An 18019-nucleotide genomic window follows, 5' to 3' on the forward strand; every position below is an offset into this window, starting at 1 on the left:
CCGCGGAACGGCGCCACCAGGTCGGTGAAGAAGCCGCGCTCGTAAGCGGCGGCGGCGTTCTTGTGCGAAGCGGCGGCCAGCGCGTCCTGCGCCTCGCGCGTGATCTGCCATTCCTTGGCCATCGCTTCGCAGTGCTCGCCCATGGACTTGCCGGTGCGCGGCTCGCCCACGCCCGGGAACTCGGGCTTGAACTCCTTGAACGAAAAGCCCTTGAAGGCCTTCAGCCGCGCGCCGAGGCTGCGCGCCATGTTGGCGTCCAGCAGGCGGCGGCGCAGGCGCTTGTTCACCACGATGGGCACGTCGGACGTGGTGTCCGAGCCACCGCCGATGCCGGCCTCGATCTGGCCCAGGGCGATCTTGTTGGCCACCGTGATCACCGTGTCGAGACCGGTGCCGCAGGCGCGCTGCAGCGTGATGCCCGGCGTGGCCGGCGACAGGCCCGACGACAGCGCGGCCTCGCGGCCCAGGTTCCAGTCGCTGCTGTGCTTGAGCACGGCGCCCATGGCCACTTCGCCCAGCACTTCGCCGTGCAGCTTGAATTTCTCCACCAGCGCGCCGAGGGTCTTGATCGACATGCCCAGGTTGCCCACGTCGTGGTACGCCGTGTTGTTGCGGCAGAAAGGGATGCGGACGCCGCCAATGATGGCGACTCGACGGGTGGGCAACATCGGCTTCACTCCTGACGGTAACGGTGCGCGGGTATGATGGGATGATAACCCGACGCCACCGTATGCTCATGCAAAAACAGTCCCTAAGCTGCCTGGGCGCCTTCGCCATCGAACTCTCGCCGGGCGCCGACGTGGGCCCGTCCGTGCTGTCGCCCGAGGCGGCCGGCGCGCTGGCCGCGCTGGTGGCGCGCGACCTGGCCAAGCTCGTGCCTGAAGCCGCGGCGCTGGACCTGGGCCTGGTGGCGGCCCTGTACGACCCGGTGGAACTGCTGCGCCCGGGCTACCCGCTGCACGCCGAACTCGAACGCCTGGTGGCGCGCGCGCCCGGCGCGGCGGGCGGTCGCGTGATCGGCTTCGGCGCCGGGGCCGAGGGCCTGCCCGGCACGCTCAAGCCCGCGGCCGAACACGCCCAGGGCCCGCTTCGCCTGCTGCCGCTGCTGGTGCGCGGTGACGCGGCCGCCATCGCCGTGGTCGGCGACCGCATGGAGCAGATGCTGCTCGACACCGGCATGGCCGGCGCCGACACCGCCCTGCTGGCGCAGGAAGCCTTCGCCACGCGGGTGGAACACGCGCGCCTGCTCACCCTCAACGACCTGGCCGCGATGATGGCGCTGCAGTACGAACACGCCGGGCTGGCGCCGCTGTGGCCGCTGGTGGAAGCCGCCCTGCTGGCGCCCGATCAGGAGCAATGGCTCGACGCGCCGCCCGAGCCGCTGGCCCGCTACGCCAACGGCGAGGTGCGCGTGGCCCTGCTGGACGTCGAGGCCTGGGCCGAAGGCGGCTTCGCGCCGGCCGGGCTGGACGCCGAACGCCTGTCGCGCGCCTTCGACCATTTCCAGATCCGGCAGCGGCAGATCGCAGCCGTGCTCGGGGCCCACGGCATCCCGGTCACCTTCGACCACTGCCCGGCAGGCCGCGACCCGCGCGACGTACTTCGGGCCTGAACGCCCCGCCCACGCTGGGCCGGCCGCAGGTAGTGGCCGCAGGGCGCATGGCCGACAATGCGCCACCCCTGGAGCCCGCCATGCCTGCCATCACTCGCCTGATCGTCCCCCTGTTCGTCGTGGCTGCGGCCTGGGCTTTTCCCCTGCACGCACGGGCGCAGGCGACGGAAACCGCCGCCGGGCAGCCGTCGCAACCGACCAGCGCCGATGTCTCCCCGCCGGCCGCCGTGATCGCGGGCAGCGATTGCGGCGTGCGCGCACCCGGCGACACCCGCCCCCGCATCGGCCTGGTGCTGGGCGGCGGCGGCGCACGTGGCTTTGCGCACGTGAGCGTGCTCAGGGAGCTCGAGCGCCTGCGCGTGCCGGTGGACTGCATCGCCGGCACCAGCATGGGCGCCCTGGTGGGTGGCCTTTACGCCTCGGGCCTGTCGGCCACCGTCATCGAGCGCGAGATGCGCGCGCTGGACTGGCCGCGCATGTTCAACGACCGCCTGGACCGTCCGCAGCGCACCTTCCGCCGCAAGCGCGACGACGACCTGTCGCTGATCCCGGCCAAACCCGGCATCGGCAATGAAGGCCTGAAGATCGCGCCGGGCGTGCTGTCGGGCGAACGCGTGCTGCTGCTGCTTGAGCGCCTGACCCAGCCGGTGGCCGTGCGCGAGGACTTCAACACCCTGCCCATCCCTTTCCGTGCCGTCGCCACCGATCTCAACACCGGCCAGGCCGTGGTGCTGGGCCGCGGCAACCTGGCGCTGGCCATGCGCGCCAGCATGTCCATCCCGGGCGTCTTCAGGCCGGTGATCGTCGACAAGCGCGTGCTGGTGGACGGGGGCCTGGCCAACCAGGTGCCCGTGGACGTGGTGCGGGCGATGGGCGCCGACGTCGTGATCGCGGTGGACGTGGGCACGCCGCTGGTGGCGCTGGACGAAGGCGCCAGCCTGTTCGCCATCGTCGACCAGATCAGCGGCTTCATGACGGTGGGCAGCGCCCGCAGCCAGGTCGAAACGCTGGGACCCAACGACATCCTGGTGCTGCCGCCGCTGGGCAACCAGGTGTCCACGTCGGGCTTCGACAAGATCGAGCTGGCGATGGAGATCGGCGCACAGGGCATGGACGCGATCCGCCCGCGCCTGGCGGCCCTGGCCGTCGCCCGCGGCGACTTCGACGAAGCGGTGGCCGCGCGCCCTGCGCCGTCGGGCGCCATCCCGGTGATCGACTTCGTGCGCCTGGACAACCGCAGCCGCTATTCGGATGAGTACATCCTGACGCGCATCGACATCGCGCCCGGCAAACCGCTCGACACCGACCGGCTTGAGGAAAACCTGCAGCGCATCTATGGCCTGAACACCCTGGACCTGGCCACCTACGACCTGATCGAGGAAGACGGCAAGACCGGCATCGTGGTGACCATCGTGCCGCACAGCTTCGGACCCAATTACCTGGAAAGCGGCCTGAGCCTGTACTCGGACTTCAGCGGCGACTTCTTCGTGAACCTGCGCCTGGGCGTGCTGCGCGCGCCGGTGAACTCACTTGGCGGCGAACTGCGCGGCCTGCTGCAGATCGGCGACGAACCGGGCCTGCTGCTGGACTATTACCAGCCGCTGGGCACCGACAGCGACTACTTCACCAACGCGTCGCTGAGCTACGAAAGCCCGAAGTTCGGCCTGTTCGACGCCGACGGCACGCGACTGGCCAACTACCGCGCGCCCAGCTGGGGCGGCGAATGGGTGCTGGGCCGCGAGTTCGGCAACTACGGCGCGGCCACGCTGGGCCTGCGCCGGCGCCACGGCCGGGCGGCGCTGGACGTGGGCGACCCGGTCTTCGACGGCCTGCAGTACGACATCGGCGAGGCGGAGTTCGCCCTCACCTTCGACCGCATCGACAGCAGCTACGTGCCGCGCGCCGGCACGCTGGCCACGCTGAGCCACGTGGTTTCGCGGCCGTCGCTGGGCGCCGACGTCGGCTTCGAGCAGACCAACCTGGACCTGCTGCACGCCCGCGCCATCGGCAAGCACTCGGGTTTCACCGGCCTGCGCTACCACGCCTCCAGCGATGACGTGATTCCCATCCAGAGCCAGTTCCTGATCGGCGGCCTGACCCGCTTCGCCGGCTACCGCCCTACCGAGCGCGCCGTGCCCAACTACGCCCTGGCCTACGGCGGCTACACTTACGAACTGGGCCGCGTACTCAGCCGCTCCGCCGTACTGGGCGGCACGCTGGAATACGGGCGCATCTGGCAGACCGGCCAGGACATGGACGACGGCACCGACGAACTGCACGGCAGCGTCTACTTCGGCTTCGACTCGTGGCTGGGCCCGCTGCAGCTGGGCTATGGCCTGCGCGAAGGCGGCGACGGCATCTTCCTGCTGGAACTGGGCCGCAAGCGCTGAGCCCGGCTCAGGCGCCGCGGCCCCAGTAGCCCAGCGCACGCCGGATCTGCAGGCCGCGCAAGAAGGCCCCGAACGGCCGCGGACCCAGCGGCCCCAGCGCGCCGGCCAGCAGGGCATCGGTGGCGTCGATCACGCGCGCGGACGACTGGCCGTCGCGGCGGGGATGGATCTGGTCGGCATACGCGGCAATGGCCGATAGCAGCGCCGGGTCCGGCGCGAACGCCCGCGCCAGCACTGCCGTCAGTGCGGCCGGGTCGTCGAAATCGATCATGTGCGGCTTGGGGGCGCGGTTGCGGAAGGTCACCACCGGCTTGCGCTGCACTACGAATTCCGACACCACCGACGTGGTGTCGGCCAGCAGCACGTCGGCGGCGCGCAGTGCGCTGACCAGCTGCTCGGTCTCGAAGAACGCGGCGTTCGGGCCCGCCAGCGCGCGATAGCGCTCGAACAGGGACGAGCTGCACTTGGGATGCAGGGTAAGCAACCAGTAGCGGTCGCCGTGCGCCACCTGCGCGGCGATGGCGTCGAACAGATGCGGGGCGGCGCTGAGCCGCTGCGTGAACGTGGACGCGAACATCACGATCGGCCGGCCCCGGGCCGGCGCGCGCAGCGCCCGGGTAGCCTCGTCTTCCTCGCCGAACAGCGGGTCGAGCTTGGGCCAGCCGGTTTCCACCACGGCGAAATGCCCGTGCCGTTGCGCCAGCTCGCGGAAGGGCGCGGTGGTGGCCGGGCCCTGCGTGCAGTAAAGGTCGAACAAACCGCGCACCCGGAAGTGACCGCGCGCATCCTCGCGCTTCTCGACGTTGAAGCCGTGGAAGAGCTGCACCTTGGCGCCGGCGATGAAGGGCGGCACGTCGTTGGCGGCGCTGAACACAGCGCGCGGCGACAGCGCCACCGCCTGCGCCACGGTCACCGCGCGCACGGGCGCCGGCAGCGACGCACCCGCAGCACCCTGCACCAGCAGGGCATGCACGGCGTGGCCGCGTGCCAGCAGCGCCTGCGCCAGGGGCTGCAGGATAGGCAGCCCATAGCGTTGCGTTGCGTAGAGCAGGTAGTCCGCCATCCAGCCTCCGGGCCCATCGTCGCCAGCGCGATGGGGCATTATCAGCTTGGGCGTGGGCACGCGGCCAGCAGCGCCGTCCACGGCCAGCAACCAGACCGCCCGGACACCGTGCGCGCGAGTGTCGCAACACCGTCGTTGCCAAGGCAGAATTGGCGCCTGCGAGCTCCGCTTGCGTCCCGGTGCAAAGAATGACGACCCCCATGGATTCCGCGCCGCGCATCACCGCCTGCGTGATCACGCTCAACGAGGCCGATCGCCTGGGCGACTGCCTGGCCTCGCTTGGCTTCTGCGACGAGATCGTGGTGGTGGACAGTTTCTCGGCCGACGCCACGGTGGCGCTGGCCGAGTCCTTCGGGGCCCGGGTGCAGCAGCGGCATTTCGACGGCTATCGCAGCCAGAAGCAGTTCGCCGTCGACCTGGCCAGCCATGCTTGGGTGCTGTGCCTGGATGCGGACGAGCGGGTCAGCCCCGAGCTGGCCGCGTCGATCCAGCGTGCCCGCGACGGCGGTTTCAGCGGCGTGGCGGGCTATCGGTTCGCGCGCCTGTCCAACTATTTCGGCCGCTTCCTGCGCCACGGCAACGCCTATCCCGACCGCGTGCTGCGCCTGTTCGACCGGCGCCGCGGCGGCTGGCGCGGGGACCGGGAAGTGCATGAGTCAGCCACGGTGGATGGCCGCGTCGAGCGGCTTGGCGGCGACCTGCTGCACTTCCCTTACCGGTCGCTGCAAAACCAGCTGCACAAGACCCAGGCCTACGCGCGGATGATGGCCACGCACGAACATGCACGCGGCAAGCGCGCCAGCCTGGCCAAGCTGGTGCTGGCGCCGGCGTGGCGATTCTGGCGGGGGTTCGTGCTGCGCGGCGGTTTCCTGGACGGCTGGCACGGCCTGGTGTACGCCTATGTCCGCGCCAACTACGTGCGCCAGAAAACCATGATGCTGTGGCTGCTTGAACATGGGCAGCCGGTGGTTGACCCGGCGGCGCCAAGCCCTGACAAAACCCTCCCGGACGAGCGCCGCGCCTGAGGCTTGGCCCAACGCGCCCCGTTCGCCCTTAGTATGGGCAGACCGTCCGTGGAGGCCCGTTGGCAATGAGTGATCCGCAGCGCCATCGATTCCCGGACTGCGGCCTGGTGGTTGGCGTCACCGGCCACCGCGACCTGCGCGAGGAACAGCTGCCCGAGCTGAGCGGCCAGGTGCGCGATTTCTTCCTGGGCCTGCGCCGCAACTACCCGCGCATTCCGCTCACCCTGCTGTCGCCGCTGGCCTCGGGCGCCGACCAACTGGTGACGCAGGTGGCGCAGGAGCTGGGCGTGCGGGTGGTGGCGGTGCTGCCGGTGCCGGTGGCCATGTACCGCGATGATTTCGACGAGCCCGGCTCGCAGGCGACTTTCGACCACCAATTGGCCCATGCCGAAGTGCTCGAGCTGCCCATCCTGCGCGCCAGCCATCCGGCGTCGGTGGCCGCTGGTGGCCATGCCCGCGACCTGCAGTACGCGCAGGCCGGCATCTTTGCGTCCAGCCACTGCCACGTGCTGCTGGCGCTGTGGGACGGCGAGCCGTCGGGTCTGCTGGGCGGCACGGCGCAGGTGGTGGCGTTCCACCTTCAGGGCGACATGCCCGAGGCGATCGACCGCCGGCAGTCGGCGGCGATTTCGCTGGGCCTGGGCGAAGAATCCCTGGTGCACCACATTCCCGTCTCGCGCCGCGGCGGTGCCGATGTGTCCGGTGCCCCGCGCTGGCTCACTTCGGGCAGCGAGGCGGGTTCGCAGGCGCAGGCGCACGCGGCTGCACCGCCGGCGTTCGACCAGATATTCCGGCGCCACGCCGAGTTCCTGGCCGACCGGGAGCGCCACGAAGACGACATCCGCCAGGCCGTGGACCAGCAGGGTTCGGCCTGTCCGATCCAGCGCCAGTTCGTGGCGGCCGACTGGCTGGCCACCACGTACCGCCGGCGCGTCAGCCGCGTGCTGCTGGCAACCTACCTGGTCACCGCGTTGATGGGCTTCTCGTTCATCGCCTACGCCGACCTCATCGCCCAGGACCTGATGCTGTACGTGTTCCTGGCGCTGTTCGCCGTGGGCGTGGCGATCAACGCCCTGGCGCAGAAGCGCGAATGGCACCGCAAGTACATCGACTACCGCGCGCTCGCCGAAGGCCTGCGCGTGCAGTCCTACTGGCGCAGGGCCGGCATCGTCGACAGCAGCCGCCCTTCGTTCGCCCACGACAACTTCCTGCAGAAGCAGGACGTGGAGCTGGGCTGGATCCGCAACGTGATGCGCGGGGCCAGCGTGGACGGCATGCTGGTGCCGCTGGCGCCGGGGCAGGACGGCGTGGCGCCGGTGATCGAAGAATGGATCGGCACGCAGGGGTCGGCCGGCCAGCTCGACTACTACCTGCAGACCGCGGCCCGGCGCGCGGTACAGCACCGGCGCACCGAACTGCTGGCGTCCACCTGCCTGTGGTCGGGCATCAGCCTGAGCCTGCTGTTGGCGCTGTTCGCCCGGCTGCTCGACGACCAGCTGCAGAACCTGATGGTGGCGGCGATGGGCGCGCTTTCGCTGACCGCCGCGGTGCACGAGGCCTATGCCTACAAGAAGGCCGACAAGGAGCTGATCAAGCAGTACCGGTTCATGGCGCGCATCTTCAGCGCCGCGCAGCGCCGGCTTTCGCAGTGCCGGAACCAGGACGAGCAACGGCAGATCCTGCGCACGCTCGGCGAGGCGGCCCTGGCCGAGCATGCGGAGTGGACGCTGATGCATCGCGAGCGCCCGCTGGAACACTCCAAGCTGTGACGCACCGGCGCGCGGCCGGATGATCCGCGCACCGGGGCAGGTGACGGCTCAGCGCGGCGTAGCGGCCTCGTACATGCGGTAGCCCGCATCCACCATGCCCAGCGACTCGTAGGTGCGCTGGGCGTTGGCATTGTCCCGTTCGACGTAAAGACGCAGCCCGCAGACGGCGTCGTCGGCCTGCGCGCTGGCCAGGACGTGGGCATACAGCGCGGCGTACACGCCCTGGCGACGGTGCTGGGGCGCCACGTACACGCTTTGTATCCACCACCAGTCGCCGTTGCGCCAGTCGCTCCACTCGTAGGTGAGCATCAACGTGCCGGCGGCTTCCCCGCCGCGCTCGGCCACGAAGTAGGCGCCGCGCCGCGGCTGGTCGAGCACGGCGCGGATGCCTTTTTCGACCGTCTGCGGGTCTAGCCGTTTGTGTTCGGTTTCCAGGGCCATCGCGCAGGCCCAGTCGCGCAGGCGCGCCACGTCGCCCTCGGCGGCGGGGCGCACCCGTGGAGTGGGATTCACTGCGCCGGATCCGCGCTGACCGGAGCCAGCGTGCTGGCCTCGATGACACCGCAGGCAATGCGCCCACCGGCATTGCCGGTCGGCTGGGTGGTGTAGTCGTCGGGGTCGGCATGCACGATCACGCCACGGCCGATGATGTCGAGCTCGCCGCCGCCGCCGAGCTGCAGGCCGTCCAGGCGCTGGTCCACCGCGGCCACGCCGTCGGGGCCGGCCACCTGGTTGGGGATGTCGCCGGCATGGTGCTCACCTTCGCCTTCGCGGTTGCCGTGCGCGGCCTGCGCCGGGTTGAAGTGACCGCCGGCGCTGGAGCCGTCAGCCGCGGTGCAGTTGCCGAACTCGTGGATGTGGAAGGCGTGCGTGGCGCCGGGCTCGAGGCCGGTGAAGCTGCCGGTGACGCGCACGCCGCCGTTGTCCACTTCGAACACCAGTTCGCCGCCGACGCCACTTTCGCCCAGCGGAATCAGGGTGGCGCGGGCGGAGGCCGCGAGCTGGGTGTCAGCGGCGGGCGCGGGATCAACGGGCGGGGCCGGCGCTTCGACCGGGGCGGCCGGCGTCTGCGGGGCTTCGGCCACGGGGGCTTCGGCGGGCTGGCAGGCGCTGAGCGCGATGGCGGAACCCAGCAGCAAAGCGGTACGGAGAACATTCATGGGCGGGCCTTGTGGGTCGGGAGTAAAGCCCAGCTTGAGCCGGTGGACATTAAAAAACCATCAAGACGGCGACACCGGGCGGCCAACCTGCGTTCGCGCCAGGTCGCCGGCTCAGGCGCTTGGGAAGCCGACCCGTTCGCAAATCAGCTTTTGTTGCGGCCCCGCACGGCGCCGAGCTTGCGCGTCACCGTATTGCGCCCCAAGCCCAGCTTCTCCGCCGCCTGCTGCCGGTGGCCCTCGGTATGGTCCAGCGCGGTCTCCAGCAGAACCTGGTCAAAGCGCTCGCGCAGCGTGGCGTGCAGGGCGGTGTCGCCGCGGGCCAGGGCTTCGCGCACGGCCTGGGCCAGGGGGCGGGTCCAGTCGCCGGGGTCTTGCGCGGCGGTGGTGCGCAGGGCGTTGCCCAGGTCGCGCGGGGTGATGGCTTCGCCGGGAGCCAGGGCGGCAAGGCGCCAACACAGGTTCTCGAGTTCGCGCACGTTGCCCGGCCAGTCGTGCGGCTGCAGGCGCTTCAGGGCTTCGGGGTGGAATCGTTTTGCCGGCGCGCCGAGCTTCTTCGCGGCCTGCGCCAGGAAGCGCGCGGCCAGCGCGGGCACGTCGCCCTTGCGTTCGCGCAGGGGCGGCAGCTGCAGGCGCACCACGTCCAGGCGGTGCAGCAGGTCAGCGCGGAAGCTGCCTTCGCGCACCTTGGCGTCCAGGTCCTGGTGGGTGGCGGCGATCACGCGCACGTCCACCTTGATCAGTTCGCGGCCGCCGACGCGGAAGAACTCGCCTTCGGCCAGCACGCGCAGCAGGCGCGTCTGGAGCATCGCCGGCATGTCGCCGATTTCGTCCAGGAACAGCGTGCCGCCGTCGGCCTGTTCGAAGCGGCCGATGTGGCGCTTGTTGGCGCCGGTGAAGGCGCCGGCTTCGTGCCCGAACAGTTAGCTTTCCAGCAGCTCGGCGGGAATGGCGGCGGTGTTGAGCGCCACGAAGGGTTTGCGCGCGCGCGGCGACTCGCGGTGCAGGGCGCGCGCCACCAGCTCCTTGCCGGTGCCGGTTTCGCCGGTCACCAGCACCGACAGCGGTGCCTGCGCCAGCCGGCCGATGGCGCGGAACAGTTCGCGCATGGCGGGGCTTTCGCCCAGCAGCTCGTTGCCGATCTCGGGCGTGGTGACCGGGGCGGGCACGTCGCGCTCGGGCAGCGCGCGTTCGGCCAGGGCCACCGCTTCATCCAGGTCGAAGGGCTTGGACAGGAATTCGTGCGCGCCGCCGCGGAAGGCGCCGGCGGTGCTGGCGATGTCGGTGTAGGCCGACATCACGATCACGGGCAGGTCCGGGCGGCGGGCTTTCAGGGCGTCCAGGAAGGCCAGGCCGTCCATTTCGGGCATGCGCACGTCGGTGAACACCAGGTCGGGCGCGGGCTCGGCATCCAGCGCATCCAACGCCTCGCGGGCGCCTTCGAAGGCCGATACCGCGTAGCCGGCGTCGCGCAGGGCTTCGGCCAGCACGAAGCGCACGGCGCGGTCGTCGTCGATCACCCAGAGGCGGGGAGTGGGGGCGGTCATGGCCTGAGTTTGCACCATAACGGTGCAGGTTGGCCCGGGCTCAGCGAGGTTTTTTCTCCGTCCTGGCCGGGCGCGCCTGCGCCGTGGCGCCGGCCAGCAGCCTGCGGAACGTGGGGCACTCCAGGTGGCTGGGCGCCGGGCACACGGCGGCGTGGCGCAGGCCGTCGCGCATGGCGGTGAGCCGGGCCAGGGTGCGGTCGATCTCGGCGGCCTTGGCGGCCAGCCGGCGGCGGTCGATGCGCGGCTTGCCCGAGGGCGCGAACATGCCGCCGATATCGTCGAGCGAAAACCCGGCCAGTCGGCCAAGAGAGATCAGCGCCAGCCGCTCCAGCACGTCCGCGTCGTACTGGCGGCGCAGGCCGTGCCGGCCGGTGGACGCCACCAGCCCCTTCTCCTCGTAGAAGCGCAGCGTTGACGCCGGCACGCCAGAGCGTTTCACCACTTCAGCGATATCCATGGCCCGAACCCCTTGACCTCAAGTTGACTTGAAGTGGCATCGTGGCGCCCATGCCCTCGACGCGCAAGCGATAGGAGAGAACATGGACCCCTGGATCACCACCGCCTTCATCGGCATCGGCGCCACCGCGCTGACCGACCTGTGGTCACTCACGAGGCGCGCGCTGTGGGGCGTGCCGCTGCCCGACTTCGGCCTGGTCGGGCGGTGGCTGGCGCACATGCCGCGCGGCCGCTTCCGCCACGCGTCCATCGCGGCCGCGCCGCGCATGGCCGGTGAACGCACCATCGGCTGGTTGGCCCACTACCTGATTGGCATCGCGTTCGCAGCGCTGCTGCCCGTGCTGTTCGGCACGGCGTGGCTGCGCGGTCCAACGCTGGGGCCGGCGATGGCCGTGGGCCTCGGTACCGTGGCGGCGCCCTTCCTGCTGATGCAGCCGGGCATGGGCGCCGGCATCGCCGCGCGCCGCAGCCCGCGTCCGAACGTCGCCCGGCTGCAGAGCCTTGCCACGCACGCGGTGTTCGGCCTTGGTCTTTATGCGTCGGCCTGGGCCACAGCGTTCATCGCCGGGCACTGATGCCGCCCGCGGGCTCCCTGCCAAACTTTCATCCATCCGATACCTGGAGACACTTCATGAAAATCCCCGCCCGCTACGCGCCGATCCTGTTCGGCGCCCTGCTTTCCGCCGTCATGGTGACCATCGTGTCGGCCTTCGTGATCGCCACCACCCAGGGCTTGCACCCGGGCTTCCTGGGCCAGTGGGCCAAGAGCTGCGCCACCACGTGGCCGGTGGCGTTCGTGTCGGTCACGCTGATCGCACCGGTGGTTCGACGCCTCGTTGCCCGCATCACGGCGTAAACCGGCGAGCCCGCCAGGCCGCGCGCGCACGCTTCGGACCCGCGACGTCCTCCGGGCAGATCGCATGGCCACCAAGCGCGATGCAGGGTGACTGGCGCTGAACAGGCGCCTGCACGCGCACGCGGGCCATGGCATGGCTATTGCAGCGTCTTTGCGAAGCCCGGTGTTTTCCGGCATAGCGAAAGGACACCACCATGAGCCGCAAGCCCCCGCAGGACACACGCGCGTCGAAGGAAAACCAGGCCTCGCCGAAGGAAGGCAACACCACCGCCGCCGACGGCGGCTACGCCGAGAAGCACGGCCCGCGCCACGACAAGGATGGCTGGGGCGAAGCCAACGCCGCGCAAAGCGACCGCGCCGGCACGTCGGAAGACAGCCAGGGCCACGCGGCCGGCGAGCGCAGCTTCGACAACGGCAAGCTGGACCAGGCGTCGGCGGAAGCGGCCAGTGACGCGTCACTGCGCGAGCCCGGTGAACGCGGCGACGCGGATGCGAAATCCCCGCCGGAAGGCGGAGAAGTATCGCCCGGACTGGACGCCAACGACGCGTCGCTCAGCCGGGACGGAAGGCAGGTCGATTACAGCCAGGGCGGTGGCCAGGGCTACGTGCACACCGGCAAACCCGGTGCGCCCGACCCGGACAAGTGATTCCGCGCGCTGGCGCGGCCTTCAGCCTACGAAACGCCGCAGCGGCGTGTGCCTTACCAGCAGCTGGTAGCTCAGCAGGCAGATCGCCAGCGTACCGGCGCTGGCCAGCGCGAACTTCAGCGGCCACGCCAGCACGCTGTCCATCAGGGCGAACTGCAGCGCGAACAGCAGCGGCAGGTGCAGCAGATAGGTCCAGTAGGCGCTCTTGGCGAGGTACTGCATCGTGGCGCTGGGGCGGTTGAGCAGGCGCTGGCCCGCGGCCAGGCACAGCACGGTCAGCCAGACGCTGAGGCAGGCTTCCAGCGCGGCCACGGGCCATGACGCGGTGGGCTGCGTCGCGCCCGGCAGTTCCACTGACAGGCGCCAAAGGAACAGCGCGTACAGCACCCCGCTGCCCGCCAGCAGCCACGGCACGCAAGTGCGCGCGCGCTCCAGCCACGCCGGCTGGCCGTGCATCAGCGCGCCCAGCGCATAGAACGCGCCGTAGAAGAGCAGCGCCCAGAACTGCGGCAGCAAGCCTTCGGGCGCCGGATGCGGCGCGCTCACCCAGGCCAGCGCAGGCACCAGCAGCACCGGCAGGCCCAGCAGCAGCCAGGCCGGATGCCGGGCCAGCACGCCGCGCACCACGCGGGCCAGGTCCAGCGTGCGCGCCACCCAGTGCAGAACGGCCAGCAGCAGCAGGTAGTACAGGAACCACAGGTGCGACGTGCCCAGCGGCGCCTGCGGCGGATCCTCCATCTGCATCCACTCGCGCACCATCACCAGGAACGCCGACGGGTGCTGCACATGGCCTACGGCCCACACCACCGCGGCCGACAGCGACAGCCACACCAGCGGCCACGCCACCAGGAAGGGCAACGCGATGCGGCGCACGCGCTGGCGGGCGAACGCCGCGCCGCCGCGCCGCTGGACCACCCACGCGGCGAAAAATCCCGCCACCACGAAAAACAGCGGCATGCGAAACAGGTGCAGCCCCCACACCACCCCATCCACCCACACGCTGTTCTGGCGGTCGGCGGTGGGGAAGAAACCGTGCATGAGCGGGCTGAACGCCAGCGCGGCGTGGAAGAAAACGCCGGCCAGCATGGCCAGCGCGCGCAGGTGGTCCATGTAGTGCAGCCGGTCCTGCGGTGCGGTCACTCGCTTGGCCTCAGTAGAACGCCGGCTTGCGGCCGTGCACCCAGGCGGTGACGCCGATCACGGCCAACGACAGCCCCACCAGCGCCGCCAGGAGGGCCACGGCCGTGGGCGTCCACACCAGCGCATCCACGCTGATGCGCTTGCTGATGTCCGGCACCTGCGACAGGCCCATCATGTAGGGATTGATCATCACCATCGAGCCGATCATCGCGAACGTGGCCCAGCCTTCGGACTCCACCGTCATGGCCACGGACAGCGAAACGGCGTAGGCAAACAGCAGGTAGGCGAAGATCAGCAGCGCGTACACGAACAGCCCGTCGGGCAGCGGCGTCAGCAGCACCACGGCCAGCGTACCGCCCAGCAGCACCACGAAGGGCACGCCAAACGTCAGCAGGTTGCCCACCAGTTTGGACACGGTGAAGTCCAGCGGCGACACCGGCAGGCTCATCACGAAGGCCAGCGTCTGGTCCTTGCGCTCGACCACCAGCGAGGTGGAGATCGAGAAGCACGCCGCCGAAACCATCACGATCAGCAGCGTCAGCGAACCGACGTAGAAGGCCCAGGGCTTGGCCAGCCCGATGAAGCACAGGGCCACGATGCCGGCCAGCACGTATATGGCCAGCTGCTTCTGGAACAGCTGCCAGTCCTTGGCCACCAGCAGGCGGATCACGGGAGTGTTGAGGGTCATGCCACGCCTCCGGAGCGAACGGCGGTTACGAAGATGTCTTCCAGCGCCATCGGGTCGGCGCGCTGTACCTGCAGGCCCTGTGCGGCCAGGCGCGCAGGCAGGTCGTCGTGCCAGGTGCGGGCCTTGATTTCGACCAGGCTGCCGTTGGCGCGCGCGCTGGCGATTTCCGGCCAGGCGTCGATGCCCGCGGGCAGGTCGCCCTGGCAGACGATGCGGCGCCAGCGGTCCACGAACGCGTGCTTGTCGTCGGACGCCACCAGGCGGCCCTGGTGCAGGAAGGTGATGTTGTCGGCCATTTGCTCGACGTCGTGGGTGTTGTGCGAGGAGAACAGCACGCTGCGGCGCTCGTCTCGCAGCACGTCGGCCAGGGCTTCAAGCACTTCGATGCGCGCCACCGGGTCCAGGCCGGTGGTGGGTTCGTCGAGCAGCAGCAGGCGCGGGCGGCGGGCCAGGCACAGCAGCAGCAGGGCCTTCACGCGTTGGCCGTGCGAATAGCCGCCCACGGCCTGTTCAACGCGCAGTTCGAAGCGCTTCGCCAGCTCGGCGGCGTAGGTTTCGTCCCAGCCGGGGTAGATGTTCGCGATCAGGTCCATGTGCCAGCGCAGCGACTGGCCGCGGTACAAGCGCATGTCTTCCGAGGCGAAGCCGATGTCGCGCTTGGCGGCCACCTGGGCGTCGGGCAGGCGGTGGCCCAGCACGGTCACTTCGCCGGCGTCGGCCGAGGCCAGGCCGGTGAGCAGGCGCAGCAGGGTGGTCTTGCCGGCGCCGTTCACGCCCACCAGGCCCATCACCTGGCCTTCGGGCAGATCCAGCGTGATGTCCTGTAGCGCGAAGTGCGGGTAGCGCTTGGCGATGCCGGACAGGGAAAAGGCGAGGGTCATGGCGTGGGTCCTTGGCGGGTTCCGGGGTTGGCCGTGCCTGTTTCGGGGTTGGCGGCCTGGTCGATCAGGCGGTGCAGCTCGCTGCGGGGCAGGCCGAGTCGGCCGGCGCACGCCAGCAGGGCCTCGAGCTGGCGCTGCAGTTCCTCGTGCATCAGCGCGGTGGGCAGGTCGCCACCCTCGGCCACCACCGAGCCCTTGCCCTGGCGGGTGGCGATGACGCCGGCACGCTCGAGCTCCTCGTAGGCACGCCGCACGGTGATCACGCTGACCCGGCTGGCTGCGGCCAGCTCGCGGATGGACGGCAGCGACTGCCCGGCCGACCAGTCGCCTGCCATCACCTTGGCGGTGACCTGGTCGACGATCTGCTGGTACATGGGCCGCGGATCGCTGGCGGAAAGGAAGAGTTCGGGGTTCACGGCCGTGACTGTGCTGGCGGAGTATGCACAGTATGCACAGTCCCCGGAGGGCTGGCAACACCAGTACCGGGGTCAGGTTCACTCCCCCGCGTCAGTTTTCGGCAATGGCCGGGGTGCTTCGCTGGGGAAGTGAACCTGACCCCGTTCCTGCTCCCGCTACGGCTCGTCGTCGGGCACGGGAATGAGCAGGGTGAACACGGTATGCCCGGGCCGCGAGCGGTAGCTCAGCGAACCGCGGTGTTCGCGCGCCACCTGCTGTGCCAGCGGCAGGCCCAGGCCGCTGCCTTCGGCGCGGCCGCTGACCAGCGGCAGGAAGATGCGTTCGGCCAGGTCGTCGGGCACGCCGCGGCCGTCGTCGGCGATTTCAACGCGTACCACCAGCCTGTGGGCGGCGTCGCCGATCAGAAGATGATGCTCGGCGCGGGTGCGCAGCTGCACCTGCGAGGCGCCCGATTCCAGCGCGTTGCGCACCAGGTTCCACAGCGCCTGGGTCAGCCGGTCGGCGTCGCCGGGAAACTCGGGCAGCGAGGGGTCGAAGTCGCGCACGATCTTGATCGCCCAGCCCGCCTCCACTTCGGCCAACTGGCGCACGCGCTCGAGCACGGCGTGGATGTTGGTGGGGTGGAAGTCGTGCGGCGGCGCCGGGTTCATCAGGCGGTCTACCAAGGCGGCCAGGCGGTCCACTTCGGCATCGATCAGGCCGACCAGCTCGCGCGCGTCGTCGGTGTCCACGCGGCGGCCCAGCAGTTGGGCGGCGCCCTTCATGCCGGCCAGCGGATTGCGGATCTCGTGCGCCAGGCCCTTGAGCGCGGCGGACAGGGCGGCGGGTAGCAGGGTGGCAGGATCTTCGCCGGGGAATTCGTCGGCGGGATGCACCTCGATGCGGACGCCGCCGTCGTCCAGGCGCGCCAGCCAAAGCTCGGCGAAGCGCTCGGTGCCGCCCGGGAACGCCAGCCGAGCGCGCCGCACCCGCAGGGCCTCGCCGGTGTCGGGCAGGCGCGGCAGCAGTTCGGACAAGCGATCGGTTTCGGCGTCCAGGTCGGCCAGCGACAGCCCTGCCAGCCGCCTCAGGCTGACGCCCAGCCAGCTGGCGAACGCCGGGTTGCCGCCCACCACCCGGCCGGCGGCGTCGGTCCAGGCCACGGGCGTGGCGAGGCTTTCGGCGGAGTCTTGGAGGGGCGCAACCATTGCACCATCATAGTGCGCAGACCGGGGGCAAACACGGCCGCGGCGGCCAGTATTGATCCTCCGGGGTCTCGGCCCGGGATGGATCTCCATGGGCGGCCGGGGAAGTGAACCTGACCCCGTTCCTGGTGGCTAGGGTTTGAGGAAGTCGGGCCAGGGGTCGGCGGGCTGGGCGGCGCTGGAAGCGGGCACTCCCAGGAAGACCAGCCAGGCCGGATCGGCCGCTGCCGCCGGGCCTGGCCTGGACGGGAGGCAAAGCGTCCAGGGACCGGCCACGGCCGGGAGCAGGGGCGGCAACGCTGGACGCAGGGGAAGGCGCAGGCACTCCTGCGGAGGGGACGCCTGGGGAGCGTCGCAGCGGGGGTGGTCGTCGTAAGTCACGGGCGCTCGAACGTTTTGTTTCCGACAGGCGTTAGCAACATCCAGGCCAGCCCCGGCAGCCCGCCAATACGCCGTTTCCGCACCGGGGTCGCCGCTGCCGTCGGTCAGCTTGCCCGATTTCGGGCTTTTTGCCCGAAGGGGCTCGCTCAGGCCAGCGGCCACTCCAGGATGAAGCACGCCCCCCCGCCCGGGCGGTCGGCATAGCGCAGCTCACCGCCCTGGGCACGGGTGCGCTGGCGGGCCAGCGCCAAGCCCAGCCCGGTGGCAAGCTCGCCGCCGCTGGGACGGGGCGACAGCGGCGCAAACCGGCGGAACAAGGCCGGCTGTTCGTTCACCGGTACGCCCGGACCGCGATCCAACACCCGCAGCTGTGCGCGCGCCTCGTGCCGGATGAGCTCGAGCTCGATCACGCTGCCCGCCGGGGCGTACTTCACCGCGTTCGACACCAGGTTCGACAGCACGTGGCCGACCACGCTCGGCTGGACGCGAACCCTCAGGGCCGGATCGAGCCGCACTTCAAAGCGCATCTGCTTGCCTTGGGCAAGGCGTGCCTGCCCGGCGATCGCCTCGTGCACCAAAGGCGCCAGCGGCACCGGGCCGGGCGCTTCACCGCGGGCCTCGCCGGCGCTTTGTTCAAGCACCGCTTCCAGGAACAGCAGGCCCGAATTCGCGGCGCCCTGCGCGGTGCGCACCAGGCGTTCGCGGTCCTCGGCACTGTCGGCCGACGTGAGCAAATCCAGGCCGAACAGCAGGTTGCCAAAGTGCTGGCGCAGGTCGTGGGCGATCAGGTCCAGGCCCAGGGGGGG

General features: G+C 70.5%; 17 protein-coding genes and 2 pseudogenes. 7 read left to right on the plus strand and 12 right to left on the minus strand.

Translation table 11 applies throughout. From position 1 onward, the window contains the following. Positions 1-668, minus strand: a pseudogene (locus tag K0M70_RS11565) (acetyl-CoA C-acyltransferase); the annotation flags it as partial. Positions 669-730: 62 nt separating this feature from the next. Here K0M70_RS11565 and K0M70_RS11570 point away from each other — a divergent pair. Further along, a complete protein-coding gene (locus tag K0M70_RS11570) occupies positions 731-1612 on the plus strand; it encodes a hypothetical protein (protein ID WP_290782049.1) in 882 nt (293 codons plus the stop codon). 80 nt (positions 1613-1692) lie between these two features. Beyond that, positions 1693-4002 carry a patatin-like phospholipase family protein gene (locus K0M70_RS11575; RefSeq protein ID WP_290782052.1) on the plus strand — a complete coding sequence of 770 codons (2310 nt, stop codon included), beginning with the start codon at positions 1693-1695 and terminating at the stop codon, positions 4000-4002. Positions 4003-4009: 7 nt separating this feature from the next. Here the strand turns inward: K0M70_RS11575 and K0M70_RS11580 are convergent, their stop codons facing one another. Then, complete coding sequence (locus K0M70_RS11580) at positions 4010-5065, minus strand: CDP-glycerol glycerophosphotransferase family protein (RefSeq protein ID WP_290782087.1); 1056 nt, start codon at positions 5063-5065, stop codon at positions 4010-4012. 188 nt (positions 5066-5253) lie between these two features. On the opposite strand from K0M70_RS11580, the gene K0M70_RS11585 reads away from it, so the two are divergent. Then, the gene (locus tag K0M70_RS11585; protein WP_290782054.1) at positions 5254-6090 is read left to right on the plus strand and encodes a glycosyltransferase family 2 protein; all 837 of its coding nucleotides are present in this window, start codon (positions 5254-5256) and stop codon (positions 6088-6090) included. A 65-nt stretch (positions 6091-6155) separates the two neighbouring features. After that, positions 6156-7859 carry a hypothetical protein gene (locus tag K0M70_RS11590; RefSeq protein WP_290782056.1) on the plus strand — a complete coding sequence of 568 codons (1704 nt, stop codon included), beginning with the start codon at positions 6156-6158 and terminating at the stop codon, positions 7857-7859. Between the two features lie 48 nt (positions 7860-7907). Here K0M70_RS11590 and K0M70_RS11595 read toward each other — a convergent pair whose 3' ends face one another. The 4 genes and pseudogenes from K0M70_RS11595 to K0M70_RS11610 form a co-directional block, all read right to left on the minus strand. After that, on the minus strand, positions 7908-8372 hold the full coding sequence (locus K0M70_RS11595) for a GNAT family N-acetyltransferase (protein ID WP_290782058.1): 465 nt from the start codon (positions 8370-8372) through the stop codon (positions 7908-7910). Further along, positions 8369-9019, minus strand: a complete 651-nt coding sequence (locus tag K0M70_RS11600) for a superoxide dismutase family protein (protein WP_290782060.1) — start codon at positions 9017-9019, stop codon at positions 8369-8371. The genes K0M70_RS11595 and K0M70_RS11600 overlap by 4 nt, the downstream gene beginning before the upstream one ends. A 143-nt stretch (positions 9020-9162) precedes the next feature. Continuing rightward, a pseudogene (ntrC, locus tag K0M70_RS11605) lies at positions 9163-10563 on the minus strand (nitrogen regulation protein NR(I)). A 40-nt stretch (positions 10564-10603) separates the two neighbouring features. Then, a complete protein-coding gene (locus K0M70_RS11610) occupies positions 10604-11020 on the minus strand; it encodes a helix-turn-helix domain-containing protein (RefSeq protein WP_290782062.1) in 417 nt (138 codons plus the stop codon). 82 nt (positions 11021-11102) lie between these two features. On the opposite strand from K0M70_RS11610, the gene K0M70_RS11615 reads away from it, so the two are divergent. From K0M70_RS11615 to K0M70_RS11625, 3 genes are all read left to right on the plus strand, one after another. Beyond that, a complete protein-coding gene (locus tag K0M70_RS11615) occupies positions 11103-11594 on the plus strand; it encodes a DUF2938 domain-containing protein (RefSeq protein WP_290782065.1) in 492 nt (163 codons plus the stop codon). A gap of 56 nt (positions 11595-11650) precedes the next feature. Further along, positions 11651-11875 carry a DUF2798 domain-containing protein gene (locus K0M70_RS11620; protein WP_290782067.1) on the plus strand — a complete coding sequence of 75 codons (225 nt, stop codon included), beginning with the start codon at positions 11651-11653 and terminating at the stop codon, positions 11873-11875. Between the two features lie 194 nt (positions 11876-12069). Beyond that, on the plus strand, positions 12070-12522 hold the full coding sequence (locus tag K0M70_RS11625) for a hypothetical protein (RefSeq protein WP_290782070.1): 453 nt from the start codon (positions 12070-12072) through the stop codon (positions 12520-12522). 21 nt (positions 12523-12543) lie between these two features. On the opposite strand, the gene K0M70_RS11630 is transcribed toward K0M70_RS11625, so the two are convergent. The 6 genes from K0M70_RS11630 to K0M70_RS11655 form a co-directional block, all read right to left on the minus strand. Further along, complete coding sequence (locus K0M70_RS11630; RefSeq protein ID WP_290782072.1) at positions 12544-13662, minus strand: acyltransferase family protein; 1119 nt, start codon at positions 13660-13662, stop codon at positions 12544-12546. A 10-nt stretch (positions 13663-13672) separates the two neighbouring features. Continuing rightward, complete coding sequence (locus K0M70_RS11635; protein ID WP_290782075.1) at positions 13673-14350, minus strand: hypothetical protein; 678 nt, start codon at positions 14348-14350, stop codon at positions 13673-13675. Next, complete coding sequence (locus K0M70_RS11640) at positions 14347-15231, minus strand: ABC transporter ATP-binding protein (RefSeq protein ID WP_290782077.1); 885 nt, start codon at positions 15229-15231, stop codon at positions 14347-14349. Before K0M70_RS11640 ends, K0M70_RS11635 begins: the two co-directional genes overlap by 4 nt. Further along, positions 15228-15647: a GntR family transcriptional regulator gene (locus K0M70_RS11645; protein ID WP_290782079.1), complete on the minus strand. Its 420-nt coding sequence runs from the start codon at positions 15645-15647 to the stop codon at positions 15228-15230. Before K0M70_RS11645 ends, K0M70_RS11640 begins: the two co-directional genes overlap by 4 nt. Positions 15648-15803: 156 nt before the next feature. Then, a complete protein-coding gene (locus K0M70_RS11650) occupies positions 15804-16835 on the minus strand; it encodes an ATP-binding protein (RefSeq protein WP_290782082.1) in 1032 nt (343 codons plus the stop codon). Between the two features lie 524 nt (positions 16836-17359). Next, a partial coding sequence (locus tag K0M70_RS11655; protein ID WP_290782085.1) for an ATP-binding protein occupies positions 17360-18019 on the minus strand: 660 nt, incomplete at its 5' end.

Source organism: Arenimonas sp. (assembly GCF_019459675.1).
Classification (GTDB): domain Bacteria; phylum Pseudomonadota; class Gammaproteobacteria; order Xanthomonadales; family Xanthomonadaceae; genus Arenimonas.

What these genes read in the sequence shown, in the direction of transcription:
- K0M70_RS11650 (WP_290782082.1), bottom strand. Translation starts at nt 16,835, where the DNA reads ATGGTTGCGCCCCTCCAAGACTCCGCCGAAAGCCTCGCCACGCCCGTG.
- K0M70_RS11620 (WP_290782067.1), top strand. Translation starts at nt 11,651, where the DNA reads ATGAAAATCCCCGCCCGCTACGCGCCGATCCTGTTCGGCGCCCTGCTT.
- K0M70_RS11570 (WP_290782049.1), top strand. Translation starts at nt 731, where the DNA reads ATGCTCATGCAAAAACAGTCCCTAAGCTGCCTGGGCGCCTTCGCCATC.
- K0M70_RS11575 (WP_290782052.1), top strand. Translation starts at nt 1,693, where the DNA reads ATGCCTGCCATCACTCGCCTGATCGTCCCCCTGTTCGTCGTGGCTGCG.
- K0M70_RS11625 (WP_290782070.1), top strand. Translation starts at nt 12,070, where the DNA reads ATGAGCCGCAAGCCCCCGCAGGACACACGCGCGTCGAAGGAAAACCAG.
- K0M70_RS11610 (WP_290782062.1), bottom strand. Translation starts at nt 11,020, where the DNA reads ATGGATATCGCTGAAGTGGTGAAACGCTCTGGCGTGCCGGCGTCAACG.
- K0M70_RS11585 (WP_290782054.1), top strand. Translation starts at nt 5,254, where the DNA reads ATGACGACCCCCATGGATTCCGCGCCGCGCATCACCGCCTGCGTGATC.
- K0M70_RS11640 (WP_290782077.1), bottom strand. Translation starts at nt 15,231, where the DNA reads ATGACCCTCGCCTTTTCCCTGTCCGGCATCGCCAAGCGCTACCCGCAC.
- K0M70_RS11600 (WP_290782060.1), bottom strand. Translation starts at nt 9,019, where the DNA reads ATGAATGTTCTCCGTACCGCTTTGCTGCTGGGTTCCGCCATCGCGCTC.
- K0M70_RS11635 (WP_290782075.1), bottom strand. Translation starts at nt 14,350, where the DNA reads ATGACCCTCAACACTCCCGTGATCCGCCTGCTGGTGGCCAAGGACTGG.
- K0M70_RS11580 (WP_290782087.1), bottom strand. Translation starts at nt 5,065, where the DNA reads ATGGCGGACTACCTGCTCTACGCAACGCAACGCTATGGGCTGCCTATC.
- K0M70_RS11590 (WP_290782056.1), top strand. Translation starts at nt 6,156, where the DNA reads ATGAGTGATCCGCAGCGCCATCGATTCCCGGACTGCGGCCTGGTGGTT.
- K0M70_RS11615 (WP_290782065.1), top strand. Translation starts at nt 11,103, where the DNA reads ATGGACCCCTGGATCACCACCGCCTTCATCGGCATCGGCGCCACCGCG.